Annotated in this window: 16 protein-coding genes and 1 pseudogene; 9 read left to right on the top strand and 8 right to left on the bottom strand. The window is 60.1% G+C overall.

All coding sequences use genetic code 11. From position 1 onward, the window contains the following. The first annotated feature begins 128 nt into the window (after nt 1-128). Complete coding sequence (gene gltB / locus FZ934_RS13355; RefSeq protein WP_194273713.1) at nt 129-4,853, top strand: glutamate synthase large subunit; 4,725 nt, start codon at nt 129-131, stop codon at nt 4,851-4,853. Nucleotides 4,854-5,075: 222 nt separating this feature from the next. Next, nucleotides 5,076-6,530: a glutamate synthase subunit beta gene (locus FZ934_RS13350; protein ID WP_153272457.1), complete on the top strand. Its 1,455-nt coding sequence runs from the start codon at nt 5,076-5,078 to the stop codon at nt 6,528-6,530. 77 nt (nt 6,531-6,607) lie between these two features. Here the strand turns inward: FZ934_RS13350 and FZ934_RS13345 are convergent, their stop codons facing one another. Beyond that, complete coding sequence (locus FZ934_RS13345; protein ID WP_153271458.1) at nt 6,608-6,958, bottom strand: hypothetical protein; 351 nt, start codon at nt 6,956-6,958, stop codon at nt 6,608-6,610. A gap of 196 nt (nt 6,959-7,154) precedes the next feature. Between FZ934_RS13345 and FZ934_RS13340 the strand changes: the two genes are divergently transcribed. Next, complete coding sequence (locus tag FZ934_RS13340; protein ID WP_153271457.1) at nt 7,155-8,168, top strand: hypothetical protein; 1,014 nt, start codon at nt 7,155-7,157, stop codon at nt 8,166-8,168. 261 nt (nt 8,169-8,429) lie between these two features. Here the strand turns inward: FZ934_RS13340 and FZ934_RS13335 are convergent, their stop codons facing one another. Beyond that, a complete protein-coding gene (locus FZ934_RS13335; protein WP_153271456.1) occupies nt 8,430-8,855 on the bottom strand; it encodes a pyridoxamine 5'-phosphate oxidase family protein in 426 nt (141 codons plus the stop codon). Between the two features lie 206 nt (nt 8,856-9,061). Here FZ934_RS13335 and FZ934_RS13330 point away from each other — a divergent pair, with 206 nt between their 5' ends. From FZ934_RS13330 to FZ934_RS13320, 3 genes are all read left to right on the top strand, one after another. Next, nucleotides 9,062-9,289 (top strand): hypothetical protein, encoded by a 228-nt coding sequence (locus FZ934_RS13330; protein WP_194273712.1) that lies wholly within the window; start codon nt 9,062-9,064, stop codon nt 9,287-9,289. A gap of 482 nt (nt 9,290-9,771) precedes the next feature. Beyond that, on the top strand, nt 9,772-10,602 hold the full coding sequence (locus FZ934_RS13325; protein WP_153271455.1) for an oxidoreductase: 831 nt from the start codon (nt 9,772-9,774) through the stop codon (nt 10,600-10,602). Between the two features lie 10 nt (nt 10,603-10,612). Further along, entirely contained in the window at nt 10,613-11,659 is a 1,047-nt protein-coding gene (locus FZ934_RS13320; protein WP_153271454.1) for an AraC family transcriptional regulator, read from the top strand. Between the two features lie 100 nt (nt 11,660-11,759). Here FZ934_RS13320 and FZ934_RS13315 read toward each other — a convergent pair whose 3' ends face one another. Then, nucleotides 11,760-13,004: an MFS transporter gene (locus FZ934_RS13315; protein ID WP_153271453.1), complete on the bottom strand. Its 1,245-nt coding sequence runs from the start codon at nt 13,002-13,004 to the stop codon at nt 11,760-11,762. 105 nt (nt 13,005-13,109) lie between these two features. Here FZ934_RS13315 and FZ934_RS13310 point away from each other — a divergent pair, with 105 nt between their 5' ends. After that, nucleotides 13,110-13,553: a winged helix-turn-helix transcriptional regulator gene (locus tag FZ934_RS13310; protein WP_153271452.1), complete on the top strand. Its 444-nt coding sequence runs from the start codon at nt 13,110-13,112 to the stop codon at nt 13,551-13,553. A gap of 19 nt (nt 13,554-13,572) precedes the next feature. On the opposite strand, the gene FZ934_RS13305 is transcribed toward FZ934_RS13310, so the two are convergent. Continuing rightward, nucleotides 13,573-14,781 (bottom strand): SGNH/GDSL hydrolase family protein, encoded by a 1,209-nt coding sequence (locus tag FZ934_RS13305; RefSeq protein WP_153271451.1) that lies wholly within the window; start codon nt 14,779-14,781, stop codon nt 13,573-13,575. An 84-nt stretch (nt 14,782-14,865) separates the two neighbouring features. After that, a pseudogene (locus FZ934_RS13300) lies at nt 14,866-16,091 on the bottom strand (lytic murein transglycosylase). A gap of 200 nt (nt 16,092-16,291) precedes the next feature. On the opposite strand from FZ934_RS13300, the gene galU reads away from it, so the two are divergent. Next, nucleotides 16,292-17,179 (top strand): UTP--glucose-1-phosphate uridylyltransferase GalU, encoded by an 888-nt coding sequence (galU, locus tag FZ934_RS13295; RefSeq protein WP_153271450.1) that lies wholly within the window; start codon nt 16,292-16,294, stop codon nt 17,177-17,179. A gap of 4 nt (nt 17,180-17,183) precedes the next feature. On the opposite strand, the gene FZ934_RS13290 is transcribed toward galU, so the two are convergent. Both FZ934_RS13290 and FZ934_RS13285 read right to left on the bottom strand, forming a co-directional pair. Beyond that, on the bottom strand, nt 17,184-18,707 hold the full coding sequence (locus FZ934_RS13290) for an outer membrane beta-barrel protein (RefSeq protein ID WP_153271449.1): 1,524 nt from the start codon (nt 18,705-18,707) through the stop codon (nt 17,184-17,186). 202 nt (nt 18,708-18,909) lie between these two features. After that, entirely contained in the window at nt 18,910-19,602 is a 693-nt protein-coding gene (locus FZ934_RS13285; RefSeq protein ID WP_153271448.1) for a hypothetical protein, read from the bottom strand. A gap of 370 nt (nt 19,603-19,972) precedes the next feature. On the opposite strand from FZ934_RS13285, the gene FZ934_RS13280 reads away from it, so the two are divergent. Beyond that, the gene (locus FZ934_RS13280; RefSeq protein WP_153272455.1) at nt 19,973-20,968 is read left to right on the top strand and encodes a KpsF/GutQ family sugar-phosphate isomerase; all 996 of its coding nucleotides are present in this window, start codon (nt 19,973-19,975) and stop codon (nt 20,966-20,968) included. Here FZ934_RS13280 and FZ934_RS13275 read toward each other — a convergent pair whose 3' ends face one another. Next, complete coding sequence (locus tag FZ934_RS13275; RefSeq protein ID WP_153271447.1) at nt 20,969-21,424, bottom strand: NfeD family protein; 456 nt, start codon at nt 21,422-21,424, stop codon at nt 20,969-20,971. Between the last annotated feature and the right edge of the window lie 3 nt (nt 21,425-21,427).

Raw genomic sequence — 21,427 nt, 5'->3', positions numbered from 1 at the left:
TGGAAAGCCTGCCGCCGGCGACCGGATCTTCGAATTAGTGCAACAGCGCTGTCACGCGTCGAACCTAGGATCAGGGACGGCGCATGACAAGAAGCCGCCCGCAGCCCCGCGGGCTCTGACAGGAGGGAATGATGACGAAGACGCCATCCACGGGTTTTGACCAGTTCGCAGCAGCAACGGCTAGCGCGACGGCCAATACGCGTAAATTCGCCTCCGGCCTGCCGCAAAAGCAGGGGCTCTACGACCCGCGCAACGAGCACGATGCCTGCGGCGTCGGCTTTGTCGCCCACATGAAGGGCCAGAAGTCGCACCAGATCGTTCGCGACGGTCTTTTCATTCTCGAGAACCTGACGCACCGCGGTGCTGTCGGCGCCGATCCGCTGATGGGCGATGGTGCGGGTATCCTCGTGCAGATCCCGGACCGTTTCTTCCGCGAGGAAATGGCCAAGCAGGGCATCACCCTGCCGAAGGCCGGCGAGTACGGCGTCGGTCATATCTTCATGCCGCGCGACGAAAAGCAGATCGAGCATTTCAAGAAGGTGATGCACGACGTCATCGCCGAGGAAGGTCAGGTTCTGCTTGGCTTCCGCGATGTGCCGGTCGACAATTCGTCGCTCTCCAAGGCGCCGGATATCGCCGCGACCGAACCGCATCACTGTCAGATCTTCATCGGCGCCGGCGAGAACGCCGCGACGACCGATGAATTCGAACGCCGCCTCTTCACGCTGCGCAAGGTGATCTCGAACCGCATCTATGACGAGTTCGATGGCGAGGAGAGCCACTTCTACCCGGTGTCGCTGTCGTCGGCGACGATCGTCTACAAGGGCATGTTCCTGGCTTATCAGGTCGGCGCCTATTACAAGGACCTGTCGGATCCGCGTTTCGAAAGCGCGGTTGCCCTCGTGCACCAGCGCTTCTCGACCAACACCTTCCCATCGTGGAAGCTGGCGCACCCATACCGCATGGTCGCCCACAACGGCGAAATCAACACGCTGCGCTCCAACGTCAACTGGATGGCGGCACGCCAGGCGTCCGTGTCTTCGCCGCTCTTCGGCGAGGACATCTCGAAGCTCTGGCCGATCTCCTACGAAGGTCAGTCGGATACGGCCTGCTTCGACAACGCGCTCGAGTTCCTCGTGCGCGGCGGCTACTCCATGGCGCATGCCGTGATGATGCTGATCCCGGAAGCCTGGGCTGGCAACCAGTCGATGGCTGCCGATCGCAAGGCGTTCTACGAATATCACGCCGCCCTGATGGAGCCGTGGGATGGGCCGGCGGCCGTTGCCTTCACCGATGGCAAGCAGATCGGCGCGACGCTCGACCGCAACGGTCTGCGTCCGGCCCGCTATCTCGTCACCTCCGACGACCGCGTCATTCTCGCTTCGGAAGCCGGCACGCTGCCGGTGGCCGAGGAGGACATCGTCAAGAAGTGGCGCCTGCAGCCGGGCAAGATGCTGCTCATCGACATGGAGCAAGGCAAGATCATCTCCGACGAGGAGCTGAAGACAGAACTTGCGACCAAGCATCCCTACCGCAACTGGCTGGATCGCACGCAGCTGATCCTTGAGGACCTGAAGCCGGTCGAACCGCGCGCGCTGCGCCGCGACGTGTCGCTGCTCAACCGCCAGCAGGCCTTCGGTTACACCACCGAAGACACCAAGATTCTGATGTCGCCGATGGCGACGACGGGCCAGGAAGCCGTGGGCTCTATGGGCACCGATACGCCGATCTCGGCGATGTCCGAGAAGTCGAAGCTGCTCTACACCTATTTCAAGCAGAACTTCGCGCAGGTCACCAACCCGCCGATCGACCCGATCCGCGAAGAGCTGGTCATGAGCCTGGTGTCCTTCATCGGGCCGCGTCCGAACATTCTCGACCACACCGGCATGGCGAACGCCAAGCGCCTGGAAGTGCGTCAGCCGATCCTGACCAACGGCGATCTCGAAAAGATCCGCTCGATCGGTCACACGGAAGACCGCTTCGACACCAAGACGCTCGACTTCACCTATGATGTCGAGCGTGGCGCCGAAGGCATGCCCGAGATGCTTGATCGCCTCTGTGAGCGTGCGGAAGCGGCGGTCAAGGGCGGCTACAACATCATCGTTCTCTCCGACCGCCAGATCGGACCGGACCGTATCGCGATCCCGGCGCTGCTCGCGACGGCTGCCGTGCACCACCACCTGATCCGCAAGGGTCTGCGCACCTCGGTTGGCCTCGTCGTCGAGACCGGCGAGCCGCGCGAAGTGCATCACTTCTGCCTGCTCGCGGGCTATGGCGCCGAAGCGATCAACCCTTACCTCGCGTTCGACACGCTGCTCGACATGCATGCCAAGGGCGAGTTCCCGAAGGAAGTGGACGCCTCCGAAGTCGTCTACCGCTACATCAAGGCGGTCGGTAAGGGCATCCTCAAGGTCATGTCGAAGATGGGCATCTCGACCTATCAGTCCTATTGCGGCGGTCAGATCTTCGACGCGATCGGCCTGCAGCAGGAGCTGGTCGACAAGTACTTCTTCGGCACCGCGACGATGATCGAGGGCGTCGATCTCACGGCAATCGCCGAAGAGACCGTTGCCCGCCACACCTCTGCCTTCGGCAAGGATCCGCTGCTGGCGACCACGCTCGATATCGGCGGCGAATATGCCTACCGCATGCGCGGCGAAAGCCATGCCTGGACACCGGATGCGGTGGCCACGCTGCAGCACGCCGTTCGCGGCAACTCCGAGGATCGTTATCGCGAGTTCGCCGAGATGGTGAATGACTCAGCGCTGCGCATGAACACCATTCGCGGCCTGTTCAAGATCAAGACTGCTGAGCAGATCGGTCGCAAGCCGGTCGCGCTCGATGAAGTCGAGCCGGCCGTGGATATCGTCAAGCGCTTCTCGACCGGCGCCATGTCGTTCGGCTCGATCAGCCGTGAGGCGCATACGACGCTGGCGATCGCGATGAACAAGATTGGCGGCAAGTCGAACACCGGCGAGGGCGGCGAAGAGAGCGATCGCTACTTCCCGCTGCCGGATGGATCGGCAAACCCCGAGCGTTCGGCGATCAAGCAGATCGCCTCCGGCCGCTTCGGCGTCACGACCGAATATCTGGTCAATGCCGACATGCTGCAGATCAAGGTCGCGCAGGGCGCCAAGCCCGGCGAGGGCGGCCAGCTGCCCGGTCACAAGGTTGATGCGACGGTCGCCAAGACCCGTCACTCGACGCCGGGTGTCGGCCTGATTTCGCCGCCGCCGCACCACGACATCTACTCGATCGAAGATCTGGCTCAGCTGATCTACGACCTGAAGAACGTCAACCCGTCGTCCGATGTCTCGGTCAAGCTCGTCTCCGAAGTCGGTGTCGGCACGGTTGCCGCCGGCGTTGCCAAGGCGCGCGCCGACCACATCACGGTCTCCGGCTTCGACGGCGGCACCGGCGCATCGCCGCTCACCTCGCTGAAGCATGCCGGTTCGCCGTGGGAAATCGGCCTTGCCGAAACGCAGCAGACGCTGGTGCTGAATGGCCTTCGTTCGCGCATCGCCCTGCAGGTCGATGGTGGCCTGAAGACCGGCCGCGACGTCATCATCGGCGCGCTGCTCGGCGCCGACGAGTTCGGCTTCGCAACCGCGCCCGTCATCGCCGCCGGCTGCATCATGATGCGCAAGTGCCATCTGAACACCTGCCCCGTGGGCGTTGCCACGCAGGACCCTGTTCTGCGCAAGCGCTTCAAGGGCACGCCGGAGCATGTCATCAACTACTTCTTCTTCGTCGCCAACGAAGTGCGCGAGATCCTGGCGTCGCTCGGCTTCACCAAGTTCGATGAGATCATCGGCGCTTCGGAACTGCTCGAGAAGGATGAGATGCTGGCGCACTGGAAGTCCAAGGGTCTCGACTTCAGTCGCATCTTCCACAAGGTCGAGGCGCCGAAGGAGGCAACCTACTGGACAACCCGCCAGAAGCACCCGATCGACGACATTCTCGATCGCAAGCTGATCGCGGAAGCCGAGCCGGCATTGTCTTCGAAGACGCCTGTGTCCTTCGAAGTCGACATCAAGAATGTCGACCGCTCTGCCGGCGCGATGCTCTCTGGTGAAGTTGCGAAGCGCTACAACCACCGTGGCCTCAAGGAAGACACGATCAACGTGACGCTCAAGGGTACGGCCGGCCAGTCGTTCGGCGCCTTCCTGGCTCGCGGCATCACCTTCAACCTGATCGGTGACGGCAACGACTATGTCGGCAAGGGCCTTTCGGGCGGCAAGATCATCGTCCGGCCGCCGGAAAATGCGAAAATCGTCGCGGAAGAGTCGATCATCGTCGGCAACACGGTTCTCTACGGTGCGACCGAAGGCGAGTGCTACTTCCGCGGTGTCGCGGGCGAGCGCTTCGCGGTCCGCAACTCGGGTGCGATTGCCATCGTCGAAGGCGTGGGCGACCACGGCTGCGAATACATGACGGGCGGTGTGGTGGTCGTTCTCGGCCAAACGGGTCGTAACTTCGCGGCCGGCATGTCCGGTGGCGTCGCTTACGTGCTGGACGAGGTTGGCGATTTCGCCAAGCGCTGCAACATGGCGATGGTCGAACTTGAGCCGGTTCCGGAAGAGGATGACATGCTCGAGAAGCTGCATCATCACGGTGGCGATCTTGCCCACAAGGGACGCGTCGACGTCTCCGGTGACATGACGCGCCACGACGAGGAGCGCCTCTACCAGTTGATCTCCAACCATCTGCACTACACGGGTTCCACCCGCGCCAAGCAGATCCTGGACAACTGGGCCGACTACCGTCCGAAGTTCCGCAAGGTCATGCCGGTCGAGTACCGCCGTGCGCTCGAGGAGATGGAACGCGCCCGCATGGGAATTGCGGCGGAGTAAATACGCTTACTTCCGTTGCGCCGGCGAAATGTCGGCGCGGCGGATGACCGAAATATCTCAATGACCCACGGATCGGCAGCAGCCTCAGGCAGCGCAGACACGTGGATGGCACCCAAGGGATATCTCAATGACGGTCGAAAGAAGCAACTTGCCTCCCTTGTCGAGGCTGATGATGGACAACTGGCCGCAGGCGAGGCGGTCATGAGTGTAAGGGACGAAAATATGGGTAAGGTCACAGGGTTTCTGGAAATCGACCGGCAGGTAGCGAAGTATCAGCCGGCGTCGGATCGCATCCGGCATTTCCGCGAATTCACAATCCCGATGTCGGACCCGGAAGTGCAGAAACAGGCAGCCCGCTGCATGGACTGTGGCATCCCCTATTGTCATGGTCCGACCGGCTGCCCGGTTCATAACCAGATCCCGGATTGGAACGATCTCGTTTACAACAACAACTGGGAAGCGGCGATCCACAACCTGCATTCCACCAACAACTTCCCTGAGTTCACCGGTCGCGTCTGCCCGGCGCCTTGCGAGGAAGCCTGCACGCTGAATCTCGAAGACACGCCGGTTGCGATCAAGACGGTCGAGCAGGCGATTGCCGACAAGGCCTATGAACTCGGCTTCATCCGGCCGCAGCCGGCAACGGTTCACACCGGCAAGAAGGTGGCGATCATCGGTTCCGGCCCGGCCGGCATGGCAGCTGCCCAGCAGCTCGGTCGTGCAGGTCACGAGGTCCATCTGTACGAACGCGAAAGCAAGGCCGGCGGCCTGCTGCGCTATGGCATCCCCGACTTCAAGATGGAAAAGAACTTCATCGATCGCCGCGTCGAGCAGATGAAGGGCGAGGGCGTCACCTTCCACTATGGCGTCAACATCGGCGTCGACGTGAAGGTCGAGCAGCTGCTCGCCGACCACGATGCTGTGCTCTATTGCGGTGGTTCGGAAACGCCGCGCGAAGCCGGCATCCCGGGCGTCGAACTGTCAGGTGTTCACGACGCGATGCCTTATCTCGTGCAGCAGAACAAGCGTGTCGGCCGCGAAAACATCGACAGCGTCGGCTGGGCGTCCGATCCGATCCTGGCAGGCGCCAAGCATGTCGTCGTCGTCGGCGGTGGCGATACCGCGTCGGACTGCGTCGGCACGGCGTTCCGTCAGGGTGCGGTGAAGGTCACGCAGCTCGACATTCGCCCGCAGCCGCCGGAGAAGGAAGACAAGCTCGCCGTCTGGCCGTTCTGGGCAACCAAGATGCGCACCTCGTCCTCGCAGGCCGAAGGCGCCATCCGCGAGTTCCAGGTCGCAACGCTCGAGTTCGTCGGCGAAGATGGCGTGCTGACCGGCGTCAAGTGCTGCGAAGTCGACGAGCGCCGCAAGCCGATCGCCGGCACGGAGTTCATCATCAAGGCTGATCTCGCCTTCATCGCGATCGGTTTCAGCGGCCCGTTCAAGGACAGCGTTCTGAAGGAACTCGACGGCAAGCTCACGCTCAACACCGACCGTCGCGGCTCGACCAACGTCGTTGCCAACGACAAGGACTACAAGACCTCGGTCGACAAGTTCTGGACGGCAGGCGACGTACGCCGCGGCCAGTCGCTGGTGGTCTGGGCAATCCGTGAAGGCCGCCAGGCTGCTCGCGCGATCGACGAAGCCCTGATGGGTTCGACGGTTCTGCCGCGGTAAGCGACTGACATCGATGCAATGGATGGGGCCGCTTCGAGCGGCCCTTCTTATTGGCGCGGATGTTGATCCACCGCGCCTCAGCGTTGCGCGGTGGAGCGCAACAGCCGCCAGAGCCCAACGCCGTTGAGGATGACAAGCATTCCGGCGAAAAACATGACGAAGCCCCCGATCATACCGGCAGCGAAACCGACAGGGCCGTCGTACATCCCCGCATCGAAAGCTTCGGATTGGTCATCCAGGTACCATTTGACCCAAAGGAATAATCCGATCGCTTCTGTGCAATAGATCGCAACCGCTGAGTTGCGACCGATCCGGCGCTCGGCCAGGGCGATCAGATAATGAAAAACCAAAGCAAATGGGCTTGCTACGAGCAACACGAAAAACAATACGACAAACGGACCTGCGGCATAAATCAACGTGTCGCTCAAATGGGTCTCCGGCTTAAACTAGGCATCGCAAATTAGAGTTATCCCATCGCATACGGCAAGGTCGGCTATCGGCCCTAAGCGGGCATGAGGTTGCATGGAAGCCTCGCTGCTAGCAATAAGGCGGCTAGCTGTAAGCCGGCTGCAGCCAGCCATACTGATTACGCGAAGCGGGCACGTCATTACTAGTGTCCGCTGAGTGGCAGAAATCCAAATCTCCAAGTATGATCGTAGAAGCTATCTGAACCAAAAACCTGCGAAGAAAACCAAGTTCCGCTCAAGAGAAGACAATATGCCCCAGGAAATACTGACTGGCGAAAAGCTGGCCCGTGCCGCAGCTGCTGATTTCCGAAATTTTTTTTATCCATTTACAGGGCCTTCAATAAAGATCTGCGTGGAGGCTGCTAACTATCCATGTGTTCGGGGCAGCGGAAGTAACGCTCGCATTGTGATTCCGAATGAAATGGCAGAGGAGGTGATCGATACGCCCGACAAGCTTCACTTTCACCTGCTTATCATCGGCCACGAGATCGCACACCTTGTTCACAAGCATTGTGATAGAAAAGATAGAGACAAAGCTGAAAGTAGATCTGTCGAGTACTGGGCCGATTTTTACGGTGCTAAGGTGATGATGACCCTCATTACTTATGGCGAAAAAATCGGGATGATCTATCGACCGTTTTATACGGGGCAGTCGAAACTTGAGAAGGCTCTCAATAGCATGGGTATCGCTGTTGGAAGGCTGGTCGAGTCTATTTACGTGGAACACGTCCTTTATCCTGCTCCGGCGGAGCGCGTGTCACTTGTAAGTAACGGAATTACGTCCTTTCTGCGCCATGAACTCGCGGGGAAAGTTCACAGTCCTGGCTGGATGATATCTGTTCCAATGCGAATCTTATTTGGGGCTCCTGCAACGAGACGGCTGATGAATGATCCTGAAAAAATCAGTAACGACCTCAGTTTGATCAAGGGAGCACGTCGGCGGCATCTTGAAGTGCAGGGTGAAAAGACGGCGATTATCCCTGGGCTAAAGCCACGTCTGCAGCCAATCTTAAGCTTAAGCTACACCATTTCATATGCTGAAATGGAACGAGGAAGGAGGCAGACATGGGAAGAGTTAGATCGTCTCGCAGTCGAGTTAGGTGAACCAGACCTCTTTAAGGAGGCCAAGTCGAGCTGGTCAACTAAGGAACTGTTGGAAATCGTGACGTAGAGAACTTGGGCTTGGCGATTGTCAGATCTGAACAGTATTCGGTGATGGGGCTACCGATTTGCCTGCTTACCCGCGCGATGAATGAAACGGGACCTGAAAAATCAATGTCCAGAATTGGCGCAAAGTGGTCGGCTGCTGGTGTTCTTTCGGTCCAAAGCGGACGGCGGCCTAATACCATCGCGGCAATTAGCCCTCATCACCACTCGCACGCATATGAGCGACCCAAACGACTCGTCGTAACGCGCATGGTGCCTGCGTTTTTCAGAATTGAATCTCGATCAGTTCGGGAGGCTCCTGGTTGAAATCGGAATATCGAATCCATCGCGGCGTCGCTTTGAACATCACGGCCCCTCTCTCGATGAACTCCCTGGCGGCCGGAAGGCTGTTGAGATACGCCTCCTGGTATTGTTCGATATCCGCGGCAGAAACTCTTGTTGCCTCACCCTCGTATTGAACCGTGATGTTGTCGTTCCATCCGACTACGAAGGCGACGCCGGGGCGCTCCGCGAGATTGTCGAACTTTCGCGTCTCCTCGAATGTACTGAACACCACCTCAAGATTGTCGCGCACCGAGAAGTCGATCGTAGCAGCCTCCGGTTTTCCATTACGGTGGCAGGTCGCGATTACCGCCAAGTTGTGCTTTCTCAGGAATTCAACGAGCATGCGTTTCGTATGAAAATCATCCATTGTCTCGTCCCCACTGAGTATTTCCCGATTTTTGTGTGGTGCTGTACGCAGGCCGCCTACTGGCCCTAAGCGGTCATGCCCGAACCAAACGATACGGGGCCACGAACCTCACCTGCGACTACATATCAGCGTTGCATAAGTGGTGGTATGCGTTTGCCCAAAATAGGATCATAAGGTGCGCAACCGATGCACTGAGGGTCATTATTATGGATTGGATTCCTGTAGTCTTCGTTACCTTCAAGGTTCTCGTGCTGGGCGCGGGCATGTACTTCGCCATCAAGTGGCATTACGACAAAGCGGAGAATGGGGATCGGGGCGCGGTGCTACGCACGGGCGGCAAGATGGCCGCCGTCTTTGTGTTATCGCTGCTATGCGTGGTGATCTTCGCCTTTTTCCTTGGCAGGATGCTCGGTTTGGACCTGAGCTTCCCCTGATCGCATCATTGCTGATCCCAGCCTATAGGAACTCCCGGAAGGCAGACGACGCTTCGGCGTTACTCACGCGGGAAACCGCACGGGCGACCCGACGCTAATGCCCCCCATGGCGCGAAGCGGCCGCCGATCAATGTCAGCGTCCGGCCATCGAAGACATTCCGCCAATCAGCTTGGAAGCCAGGACTTTGAGCCGTGTGCTTGCGTTCAATCGCAGACAACAACAAGGCCCGCGGTTGGTGTACGGCACGCAGTGCCTTGCATTTAATTCCCTACGAACTGGAATCACCGCGAACGCTGAGTGAAGGCGGCGGCACGCTCCCGACAAATCGCCCTAGGCGTTTTTCGAGTGCGAATTGGACGGCTTGGCTCAGTAAGGGAATTCGCTGCACGTTTGGCGTATTCTGCAAGTGCTCTGGCATCCTTCGTCAATGATCGACCGCCGGACGGGGCATAAGGTCATCTCACAACAAAGAGAGATCGAGATGATTGACAATAGAAAGAAGACCGCGCTCGTCACCGGCGCATCCTCCGGCATGGGCAAGGCGATCGCCAAGCGCCTGATTTCGGATGGCTATAAAGTTTACGTCGCCGCCCGTCGGGTCGAGAAGATGGACGATCTTGCACGGATGGGAGCCACGCCCCTGCGCATGGACATCTCGAACGAAGACGAAATCAGAGCCGCCGTCGAAACGATCCTCGCTCAAACAGGGGGCGTTGACGTGCTGGTTAACAATGCCGGATTCGGCCTCTATGGCCCCGTGGAGGACATCGATGTTGATGAAGCTAGATATCAGTTCGAGGTGAATGTGTTCGGTCCCGCACGGCTGACGCAGATGCTGCTTCCGGCGATGCGCAGAAGGGGAGCGGGCACGATCGTCAATATCACCTCCATGGGCGGCAAGATTTACACTCTCCTTGGCGCTTGGTACCACGCCACCAAACACGCGCTCGAAGGCTGGTCGGATAGTCTGCGGCTCGAACTTGCGCCGTTGGGCATCCGGGTCGTGGTGGTTGAGCCCGGTCTTATCGAGACAGGATTCGGCGACGTGGTCGCCGACGGACTTCTCAAGCGTTCGGGCGAAGGTCCTTACGCGAAGGTGACGCAGGCAGTCGCCAAGTCGACGCGGGAGGCCTATGGCCATGGCCGCGGCACCGATCCGGTTGTCATTGCCGGCATCGTCTCCAAGGCTGTTGCTGCAAGAAAGCCGCGTACGCGGTATGTGGCGGGCAAGTATGCGAAGCCCATGATCATGATCCGCAACTGGTTCGGCGACCGCTTGTTCGACCGGGTGATCATGAGCCAGATGGGATAGGGAGAAAGCCATGAGTGGAGCGCCGGCAGACAGGTGCAAGATACCTCGGGCGTTCTGGCTCGCAGTCGAACATGTCGGCGTGCGTCCGGCGGCGCTGCTGCGCCAGGCGCGCCTTCCCGCGACACTGCACCTCAACGGCCAAGGGCTAGTGAGCACCGCGCAGTTCTTCGCCCTGTGGCGGTCATTGGAGGAACTGACGGCCGACCCAGGCCTCGGTATCAAGCTGGTCGAAGCAGCCGAAACTTCTGTTCACCCACCCGCGAGCCTCGCCGCCTTTCATGCCCGCGACTACAGGGACGGGCTGTCGCGCATAGCGCGGTTCAAGCGACTCTGCACACCCGAGAAGTTGCACTTCTCCGAGGAAGGTGAGGAATGCATGGTTATGTTCGAATGGCTCTACGCTACCGAACCGGAGCCGTCGATCGCCGTCGACGTCGACTTCGCCACGTTGGTCGAATTGGGCCGACGCGGCACCGGGCAGCGGCTGACGCCCGTCCGCGTGGAGTTCCAGCGGGCGGACCCGAAGAGCGAAGCGCATCGGCTATATTTCGGGTGTCCCATTCGCTATGGCCAATCCCGCAACGCCCTGATTCTCAAGTCCGCCGATCTGGATCGACCGTTTCCTGGTCACAATCCGGAACTCCTGGAATTACTCACGCCCGCCCTTGCGTCGGCGCTGGGCGAAATCCAGGCGCGCAGTTCGATCCGCGAGCAGGTGAAGATCGTGTTGAAGCGGAGACTAGCCAGCGGCCGGCCGGAACTGTCCGACGTCGCGTTCGAGATAGGAGTGAGCGAGCGCACCCTGCAGCGCCGGATCACCGATGAAGGCACGACATTTCGGGAACTTCTCATCGAGGCGCGCCAGGAACTGGGTCGGCAACTACTGTCCGATCCGTCGACCGAGATCGGGGAGGTGGCCTGCCTCTTGGGATATCAGGACACCAGCTCCTTCTACCGCGCTTTCCGGGACTGGGAAGGCATAACGCCGAACCGATGGCGGGAGCTCAATGTCGGGCACTTCGGCCGCCAAGCGGCTCCTGACATTTCAGTGCATTAACAACTCGTGGTTCACGCACTGTCGCTTGGCTCACCACCGGCATCGCAAGCGATTGCGCGAAGCCGACGCCGATCCAAGTCGGCTTTCGGCTCAAAAGCCGTCATCCGTGGGGATATTCGACCAAGCGAGCCGTTCGATCGGCGCTCGTTGAAAGGCGATTGGCGATCCAAACCGCGAGTGCAATGCCGCTGAAGGCTGCTCCCAGCACCGAGATCCCCAGCCAGCCATACCGCGCGTAGCTTGCCGTGGCGGCGATCGCGCCGCTGGCGCTACCGACCGAGTAAAAGATCATGTAGCCGCCAATCAGGCGACCACTCTTTTGCGGATGCAGGTTCACGATAACGCTGAGGTTGGTCACGTGGACGGCCTGGACCGCCAGGTCGAGCAGGAACACGCCGATCAACAACACCGAAATGGAGAGTGGGAGGAAAGCGATCAGTCCCCAGGATGCCAGCAGGAGCGCTAGCGAAATTCCGGTCGTCGATCGGCCGTGGCCTCTATCTGCAAGTCTTCCAGCGCATGTTGCTCCGATGGCCCCGGCCAGTCCAACCAGCCCGAACAGACCAATCAAGGTATGGGAATAGGAGAATGGTGGTGCACTGAGCGGAAGCACCAGCGCGGTCCAGAACGTGCTGAAGGATGCGAAGATCAGGAGCGCGAGTATGCCTCGAAAGAGCAGAACCGGTTCACTCAGGAACGTGCGTGGAACGGAGAGGAGAGCGTTGAGATAGGTGTCCGGCTGACGCTCTGCCGCTCGCCGCGGCAACACCCGCGCAAGGATACAGACCATCGCGACCGTGAGCAGCGCAGATGTCAGATATACCGTGCGCCATCCGCCGAAATCGGCAATCGTGCCGGCAACGGATCGAGCTGCGAGGATGCCCGCTACGACGCCGCTGGTGACAGTGCCGACCACGCTGCCGCGCTGAGCTGGCGTCGCCAGTGCCGCAGCCTGGGCTACGAGTATCTGAACGAGAACGGCCAGCAATCCGACCGCGCCCATGCCAGCCAGCAGCATCGTTTTCGCTCCAGCCGTCGCAACGACGACAAGAGCGATCGCCGAAAGCAGCCCCTGGATGACGATGAGCTTTCGGCGGTCGGTGATATCGCCGATCGGGACGATGAGGATCAAGCCCAGCCCGTATCCGACCTGTGTCAGCGTGACGACAAGGCCGATGCTGGAAGACGAAATGCCGATCTCATGCGCCATGAGATCGAGCAGGGGCTGGGCGTAATAGATGTTGGCCACGCTCATGCCTGCTGCCGCGGCGATGATCAGCGTTTGCGCTTTCGACAGCCCTTGGGCAGCAACTGTATTTGCGGCATCTGCAGTGTTCTCGCCCATCGTCAGTTCCTCGTGATGTCAATTCCGTTGGACGTTGAAACCACTTGGCTCATCTCAAATCCAGTTCTAAGATAGAACCAGATTTGAGATTGGAGATCGGTGCCGATGGTGAAACGCGTTAGCCTGTGGAATGTCGGTTGCCCCGTTGCGCGCTCTCTTGATGCCATCGGCGACTGGTGGTCGCTCCTGATCATCCGCAACGCTTTCGACGGCAAGCGTCGTTTCGGCGAATTCCAGAACGGGCTGGGCATCAGCAAGGGCGTGCTGTCGACCCGATTGCGCGACCTCACGAAGCGAGGGATTTTCGAAACCGTTCCGGCCTCGGATGGAAGCGCGTACCGCGAATACGTCCTTACGCCGAAAGGGCGCGGTCTGTTTCCCGTCATCGTCGCACTCCGCCAGTGGGGCGAAGACTACCTGTTCACGGATGGGGAGGCTCGCTCTTCGCTGGTAGACCGGGACAAACGCGCGCCCGTCGCTCGGCTGGAAGTCAAATCCGCCGATGGTCGCTCTCTTGTCTGGAGCGACACTCAGTTAACGGGTTTATAGCCTCTGCCTGCGGTCTCTTCTATTTCGCGGACAGTTCGGCCGGTTTTGCCGGCGTCATCGAGTAGTCGTCGACGCGGCCTGCCGGTGGCGGGGCCATCTCGCCGTCCTGCACCAGTCTGTCGCGCGGCGACTTGCCGGTGGAAACGGGTTGGGCGGCTCCGCCGAGGAGTGCTGTTCCGCCGTCGAGATTCGGGTCGGAAAGGCTGATCGGGTCGGTGTGGTCGGCCGGGTTGGAGGAGAGGTCGAGCGCCGGGACATTGCTGCTGTCGAGGCGGACGAGGTCGGGGCTTGCCTGCGTGCCAAGGATGCGGCGAACGGGCTTTTCGACATAGAAGGCGAGCTTGCGGCGGCCGGCCTCGGTCAGGTTGATGCCATCGGAAGTTCTGAGGCGAACCTGCTGACCATTGATGTCGGAGCCCGTCACGATGAATTCGCCGTTCTCGTTGACGAAGCCGTCCCAGACATCGACGAACTCGCCGCCGACGCTCTCGACCTGCTTGCGGTACAGCTGGTTCATCTGCAGCGCATCCGCGGTCATCGCCGGAGAATCGAAGGCCGGCAATCCGACCCAGAGCAGGGGAATCTTGCGGGCCGTCACTTCCTTGCCGAAGCTTGCGACGCGGCGTTGATATTCGGCGAACCAGCCGTCGGTCCGGAATTTCTCCTTGCCGCTATCGGTGACCATCTGCTGCCGATCGTTGGCGCCGAGCAGGACGACGACCATCGCCGGCTTGCTCTCGTCCATGAATTTCGTCAGCTGCGACGGCCAATCGTAATAATCGTCGCGAACGAGGCCAGAGGCGACGTTGCTGTGGGTTTCGATGACGACACCCGGCGAATCCTGGAAAGCGGCGTCCATGCCGACGCCGAGCCCGCCGGCAAGAAAGTCGCCGACGACGAGGATCTTCTGGGCGGTGTCGAGCTTCTCGACAGCCTTTTCTTCCGGTGGCGCCACCGGCGGAGCTGGGCGGGGCGCGGCAACAGTCGCTTTCGGAGCCGTCTTCTTCTTTTTGGGAATGGAGCGCGGTGGGGCGCTTTCGTTCGGAGCCGGCGGGTAATCGTCGATGTAGCGGCGGCCGAGGAAGAAATCGAGAATGGAACGGCGCTGGTAATAGCGCTCCTGCGCCTCGGCAATGTTATGCGGAGGCAGGATGCCGGAGGAAAATACCAGGGCGGCGGCGCCGATCGCGCCCCAGCGGGCCGTTTTTTTCGTTACTCGGTTACGCATGTCAACAGCCTCGCATCTGCCGCCATTTTCTCACGGAGCGGCGGAAGCGTCCACACCTCAAAACGTAGGGTGCGGACACAAGTCCTATTTGCGAAGCGCATTCAGCAGCGGCAGCGAGGGTTCGCCGTCCTGCTGCAGGCCCATCCGGCTCTGGACTGCCGATATAGCGGCCTTGGAGCCGCTGCCGAAGTTGCCGTCCACTTCGCCGTCATAGTAGCCAAGCGCCTTCAGGCGTGTCTGAAGTTCGAACTTTTCCTTGACGTCGAGCGTGCCATCCGGGCGCGGCCAGCGCTGTTTCATGCCGCCGTAGCCGGCAATCTCGTCCGCCAGCAGACCGACCGCGATCGCGTAGCTATCGGAGGCGTTGTACTTCTTGATGGTGAAGAAGTTGCTGGTCATCAGGAAGCCGGGGCCGTTCGGACCGGCCGGCATTTTCAGGATCGCCTTGCTGCCGCCGTCACGGAAGCCCTTGCCGTTCGGCCGCGTCAGGCCCATGGCTGCCCATTGCGCAAGCGTGTGCGTCTTGCCGACCTGCTTTGCCGCATTCTGCGGGACGCTTACCTCGTAGCCCCACGTCTTGCCGGCTTCCCAGCCGTTTTTCATGAGGAGATTCGCCGACGTTGCCAGCGCGTCGGGTACGGAATTCCAGATATCGCGATGGCCATTGCCGTCGGCATCGACCGCGTAAAGGAGGTAGCTGGTCGGAATGAATTGCGTATGGCCCATGGCGCCTGCCCAGGAACCGGTCATGCCGTCGGGCGAGATATCGCCATTCTGCAGGATCTTCAGTGCTGCAACAAGCTGCTTCTTGGCGAAGTTCGCGCGGCGTTCGTCGGCATAGGCAAGCGTTGCCAGCGCGCGCGGAACGTAATGCAGCCTGTCGTCCTTTTCGAGAACTGCGCCATAGTTGGACTCCATCGACCAGATGGCGAGGAGAATCGTTTTGTCGACGCCGAAATGACGCTCGATCGCGTTCAGCGTAGAGGCATGTTTTGCCGCCATCTTGCGGCCGATCTGCACCGTGTACGGGTTTACACGGGAATCTACATAATCCCAAATTTTCGTTGTAAATTCAGGCTGATAGGCGGCCTTTTCCAGCACCGTCGGATCCGGATCCGTGACGCCGGAGAAGGCTTTCCTGTAGGTTGCCTTGCTGATGCCATTTTGCGCGGCAGTTTGATAAAAGTCCGCGATCCACTTCTGGAATCGCTGGTCGGCGGCCTTCGCGTTGAGGGGGCCAGACCGGCAGTCGCGGTCACGATGAATGCGATAGCAAGACCACGAAGGGAGTTTCTGTGATTTTGAGTCATCGGCGGTCATCCGTCCTTTCGTTTCAGGCACAGCAGAGCGCGCAAGCCCGCTCAGACCTGAGACTAACCGAACGGAGTCAACAAATTCTTTACCATGACCCATGAACGCAGTCACCATTTGCAAAAGAGTAGCAAATTTCGTCTAGTCCAATCAAAAATGCCTTTTATTTCAAGCGGTGAAATCACTGCAGGAGGATTGTGTGGCAGAGCATAAGAAAGTTCGCAAAGCTGTATTTCCGGTCGCAGGTCTGGGGACTCGCTTCCTTCCGGCCACCAAGGCGGTTCCGAAGGAGATGCTGACGGTCGTCGATAAGCCGATCATTCAGTACGTCGTTGACGAGGCTCTCGAGGCTGGGATCGAACATTTCGTTTTCGTCACGGGCCGTAACAAGCACATCATCGAAGACTACTTCGACATCCATTTCGAGCTTGAGCAGACCCTGCGCGAGCGCAGCAAGAAGGCGGAAATGACGCTGCTTGCCGGCCAGCTTCCCAAGGCCGGTACCGTCAGCTTCACCCGCCAGCAGGAACCGCTCGGCCTCGGGCATGCGGTCTGGTGCGCACGCGAGATCGTCGGCCATGAGCCTTTCGCCCTGCTGCTTCCTGACATGATCATGAAGAGCGAAGGCAAGGGCTGCATGAAGGGGATGATCGACCTTTATGCGCAGAGTGGCGGCAACATCATCGCCGTCGAGGAATGCGAACCCGAGCAGGCGCACAAGTATGGTATCGTCGGCGTTGGTGAAGCCATTGGCGACGGTTTCCGCATCAACAGCATGGTCGAGAAGCCGGCGAAGGGCACTGCACCTTCCAACTTCTTCATCAACGGTCGCTATATCCTGCAGCCCGAGGTCTTCAAGATCCTCGAGACCCAGGAGCGCGGCGCCGGCAACGAGATCCAGCTCACGGACGGCATGCTGAAGCTGCTGAAGGACCAGGATTTCGCCGGTTACCACTTCAAGGGCACGACCTACGACTGCGGCGCCAAGGATGGCTTCATCCTCGCCAACGTCGCCTTCGCGCTGGAGCGTGCGGACATTCGTCCGACCGTCGAAGAAGGCTTCAAGGCACTCCTGAAGACTCTCTGAGCGATCAGCGTTTCAGTTTGAGACCGACGCCGGCTCGCAGTTGCTGCGAGTCGGCGCTTGTTTTTCTGGAGGTCACTTCGTAGCCGATCGCCGTGGTCAGATCGAGGTAGCGATTGATGTTCCAGGTCAGGCCGGCGCTCGTCGTATAGACTGTCTCGTCGTTGGTCGAGCTGTCCGAAGGATAGTCGCGCAAGGTGATGCCGCCGAGGAACGTTCCGACCAGATTGTCGCGCAACTGGTGCGTGACCGTCGTCGTCAGGGCATGTGAAACGTAGCCCGACTCGCCTGCCGTCGTGGAAGGCTGGATGCTGGTCTGCAAGCCGAAATCGACATCCGTGCCGCGCAACGGCGACCACAGGAGATGGGCATCGACAACGCCGGCGTCGATATCCGACAGCCGATCGTCGTCGAAGGTTGCGACCTCATAGCCGATCCCGACCTCGCCGCGCAGTTTCTCACCCATGTCGACTTCGACGCCGACCTTGGCGCCGTAGGATTGGCCGGAGCGGTTATAGCCGGCGCTGTCGACCGTATCGTCGTAGACCGTCTTGCCGACGTTCGCCTCGATGAAGGGAATGAGGGCCGGCGACACTTCATAGCCGATGCGGCCACGAAGCGTGCCGCTCGTCTGGTTGCGGTCGCTGAGGTTGACGGTCGTGCCGTCGCTCAGCGTCGCGTCCGAATAGATCGTCCGCGTCAGGTCGATGCCGGTGCTGCCGCGCAGGATGCCGAAGTCGCGCTCGATGGAGGCGCCGGCCGAGAATTCCTGCACATCGGACTGCTTGTCGGCATCCTGGACGGCGTTCGGATCGTCGGTATCCTCGCGGTAGAAGCGGTAACCGCCGGTCAGATGCGCGGTGGTATCCTCAGGCAGGTCGAGGCGCAGATCGCCATTGAGCCTGAAGTCCGGCTGCTCTTCGCCTTCGCCGCTGAAATTCTGCTGCCAGGCGCCCTGCGTGGTGACCGTCAGCTGGTGCAGGGCCCAGTCGGATGTGAGGGTGGCGAGAAAATCGGTTTCGAGGAAGCCGCGCGTCTGCTTGACGCCGCCATCCCGCTTCGTCTCGACGTTGACGCTCTGTGTTACCGTCGGGCGCAGCACGAACGTGCCGACGCGGATCCCCGGCGTTTCCTCGGTCGAAACGTAGGATTCCGCTTTGCGTTTGGGCAGGCGATCGTCGAGAGCCGGTTCGCGCGTGTTGAGACGCAGCATGTCCTCATCAAGGATCGAGCCCGTCGTCTCGTCGCTCACCCGCTGGTCGCCTGCCGTTTTCGCCGCCGTTGTATCCGTGGCATCAGCGTCGTCGTCAGCGGTTGCTGCCTTGGGCACGGAAGCATCGTCGGTATTGGCGCTGTCGTCGCCGATCGGCGAAAGCGGCGCGGCCGGTGCGCTTGACGCCGCGCGCGCCGTCTGGGTGGACTGTGCCTCAGCGTAACCCGGCTGGAGCACAAGGCAGCATACGACTGCCGACACGGCAATGCTCGCCGCGCGGAGCGGCGTCAGACTGCTCGTGTTTCTCCAATGGGCCATGAATGTGCGCTCGGCATGCTTCGAATTATTACCCGAACGTAAAGCCTCGTGGTTAATCATTCGTTGCCTTCGGCCGATCGCCAAGGAACGCACGTTCATTGCCTGACCGCTTCATTGGCTGCGCGCGACGCGCGAATTGATACTCTACGGCGTGTCTAAAAAATTCTATTCTTGCTCGGCAGTTTGAGGTGGTTGTGAAAGCTTATTTCTGCCGATCATGCTGGCGATCCCATTGATCGATGCGACGATGAGTTCCTTCGCGTTCGTACTGCTTCCAGTCTTTCAGCCTCTCGCCCGCCTCGCCACCGAGGATATCATACTTGCGCATATGGGCTTCAATCTCTGCAATTGTCGGAACTGCGTAGACAGTGATCTTCTCAAGTATTTGATTGAAATTTGTCAATCCTTCCAGCTGTCTTTCGGTAGGAGTGATAGGGCGCGCCTGTGTTACCCAGACGAAATAGTCAAGGCGGTCATAGTCTCGCTGGGGAGCGAGCAGCTTCTTGATGCGAGCATCGTCAACCTTGATCGCCCGCAACTCCTCCACGATCTGGTCAATGGCATCGCGCTTTTCCTTAACGCTAAGCCCACCCCACCGATTGCTCATAGAAATCAAAAGCACGCTTGTCCGCCCGAATAGCTCAGCAATGCGCTGCAACTGCGTGACTGTCGCCTGGGCTTCCTGCAGTTTCTTTTCCAGAGCCGCCTGGACGCCGGTCGCTCCGAACCTGACGTTTGTTATGTCGTCTAGCCGCGTCGCGACAACCGCAAAAACTAACATAACTGCAACCGTGATGTACTGGCCTTTGTCGGCGCCGGTGAAAATGAGATATACGAACAATGCAAAAAGCACCGCAGATGCGAGGAGGGCTCCGATACGAACAGGGTCTTTCATCTTAATCTCAACTATCGGTGGCTACCCGATCTCGCCTGCGTTCACAGCGCATCGTCGGGCCCAGTGGTTTCATCTGTAGGGCGGCACATGAGGCGGAAGAGTGCGAGAGGAGTTGACGCCGGCGCTTTCGTGTTGGTCCTGCTGGGCATATTCCTCGGCAATAAACGTTTGTACACCCTGTCTCGACAGTAATGGCGATTGCCACTTCTTCGCAACAAAAACGAGAGTCAGTGAATTTGATATTGCCCTGAGTTGCCGGTGGCTGTTGGTGGCCAAAAGCCCCGCTGGACCGAAGCGCCGCGGTTGGTCACGGCCTTCGGCCAATCGTCAGCCAATGGACACGGCGGAGGAAAACCGCTAACGCATGGCCATGACAAAGGCAGCGGCAAATCTCACCGAAGACGGTATCCTTCAATCTGCGAAGCGTACCGTCGCCACCGAACGGCGTGCACTTGAAGCCCTCGAGCGCGCGTTCGACAACGGACTGGCCGAACCCTTCATCCGGGCGGTTGAGACGATCAGCAACATTGCCGGCAGGGTAATCGTCACGGGCGTCGGCAAGAGCGGGCATATCGGCGTGAAGGTCGCCGCCACGCTTGCCTCGACCGGCACGCCGGCCTTCTTCGTTCACGCGGCCGAAGCCAACCACGGCGATCTCGGCATGATCGGGACGACCGATGTGGTGATTGCGCTCTCGAAGGGCGGCGAAAGTGCCGAGCTGCGCAACATCATTGCCTATACGCGCCGCTTCTCGATACCGCTGGTTTCCCTGACGTGCTCCGAGCAATCGTCGCTGGCGAAGGCTTCGGATATCGTGCTGCTGCTGCCGAACGAAGAGGAAGCATGTCCTCACGGACTGGCGCCGACGACCTCGACGCTGATGCAGCTGGCGATGGGCGACGCGCTGGCGATCGCACTCCTGGAAACGCGGGGGTTCAGCGCCCGTGATTTCCACGTTTTCCACCCCGGCGGAAAACTCGGCGCGAGCCTCAGCCATGTTGCCGATATCATGCATATCGGCGATCGTGTGCCGCTGGTGGCAAAGGGAACGCCACTCCCGGAAGCCATTTCCACCCTGTCACGCAAGCATTTCGGATGTGTGGGAATTCTCGATGATGACGGGCGGCTCTGCGGGATCATCACCGAGGGCGACCTTGCGCGCAATCTTGCTCGCAATCTGGCCGAGCTCGTCGTCGACGATATCATGACCCGCACGCCGAAAACCGTGAAGCCGACGGTTCTGGCGACCGCGGCGCTTGCCATGCTCAATCAGAACAACATCGGCGCATTGATCGTCGTCGACGAAGACAACAAGCCGGTTGGCCTGGTGCACTTCCACGATCTTCTCAGGATCGGCGTCGCCTGATCAGGCTTCTTCGACGGTCAGATCGCGACCGTTGCTGGAAACGACCTTGACGCGCGCGCCGACCGGAAGGTCGGGGCCCATGACCTGCCATTGGGTATCGTCGAGCCGGATGCGGCCGCGTCCCTCGAGGATGGGTTCCGCAAGCGTCGCGGTGCGTCCGACAAGGCTCGCGCCGCGCTGATTGAGGAAAGGCTCGTCGCTCGTTCCATGCTCTCTCGTCAGCTTGCGTCCGACGAAGGTGGCGGCGACGGCAAGGACGGCAAAGAGAATTGCCTGCAGCTGCCAGACCCAGAACGCACTGTCCCAGAAGAGCAGCGAAACGGCACCGACGACGATTGCCGCAATCCCGATCCACACTAAAAAGAAACCGGGCGCTGCAAGCTCCGCCGCCAGCAGCACCATGCCGATGACCCACCAGCTCCAGGGTCCAAGCTCGGCTGCGATCCGGGCGATCATGGC

It is taken from the genome of Rhizobium grahamii (assembly GCF_009498215.1).
Classification (GTDB): Bacteria; Pseudomonadota; Alphaproteobacteria; order Rhizobiales; family Rhizobiaceae; genus Rhizobium; species Rhizobium grahamii_A.
Note: the sequence above shows the minus strand (reverse complement) of the source record. Positions and strands in the feature narration are given on the sequence as shown.

Coding starts and splice junctions, on each gene's coding strand:
- FZ934_RS13335 (WP_153271456.1), bottom strand. CDS start 8,855: ATGGATGATTTTCATACGAAACGCATGCTCGTTGAATTCCTGAGAAAG.
- FZ934_RS13325 (WP_153271455.1), top strand. CDS start 9,772: ATGATTGACAATAGAAAGAAGACCGCGCTCGTCACCGGCGCATCCTCC.
- FZ934_RS13315 (WP_153271453.1), bottom strand. CDS start 13,004: ATGGGCGAGAACACTGCAGATGCCGCAAATACAGTTGCTGCCCAAGGG.
- FZ934_RS13350 (WP_153272457.1), top strand. CDS start 5,076: ATGGGTAAGGTCACAGGGTTTCTGGAAATCGACCGGCAGGTAGCGAAG.
- FZ934_RS13310 (WP_153271452.1), top strand. CDS start 13,110: ATGGTGAAACGCGTTAGCCTGTGGAATGTCGGTTGCCCCGTTGCGCGC.
- FZ934_RS13285 (WP_153271448.1), bottom strand. CDS start 19,602: ATGAAAGACCCTGTTCGTATCGGAGCCCTCCTCGCATCTGCGGTGCTT.
- FZ934_RS13320 (WP_153271454.1), top strand. CDS start 10,613: ATGAGTGGAGCGCCGGCAGACAGGTGCAAGATACCTCGGGCGTTCTGG.
- FZ934_RS13280 (WP_153272455.1), top strand. CDS start 19,973: ATGACAAAGGCAGCGGCAAATCTCACCGAAGACGGTATCCTTCAATCT.
- FZ934_RS13305 (WP_153271451.1), bottom strand. CDS start 14,781: ATGCGTAACCGAGTAACGAAAAAAACGGCCCGCTGGGGCGCGATCGGC.
- gltB (WP_194273713.1), top strand. CDS start 129: ATGATGACGAAGACGCCATCCACGGGTTTTGACCAGTTCGCAGCAGCA.
- FZ934_RS13290 (WP_153271449.1), bottom strand. CDS start 18,707: ATGGCCCATTGGAGAAACACGAGCAGTCTGACGCCGCTCCGCGCGGCG.
- FZ934_RS13275 (WP_153271447.1), bottom strand. CDS start 21,424: ATGATCGCCCGGATCGCAGCCGAGCTTGGACCCTGGAGCTGGTGGGTC.
- FZ934_RS13330 (WP_194273712.1), top strand. CDS start 9,062: ATGGATTGGATTCCTGTAGTCTTCGTTACCTTCAAGGTTCTCGTGCTG.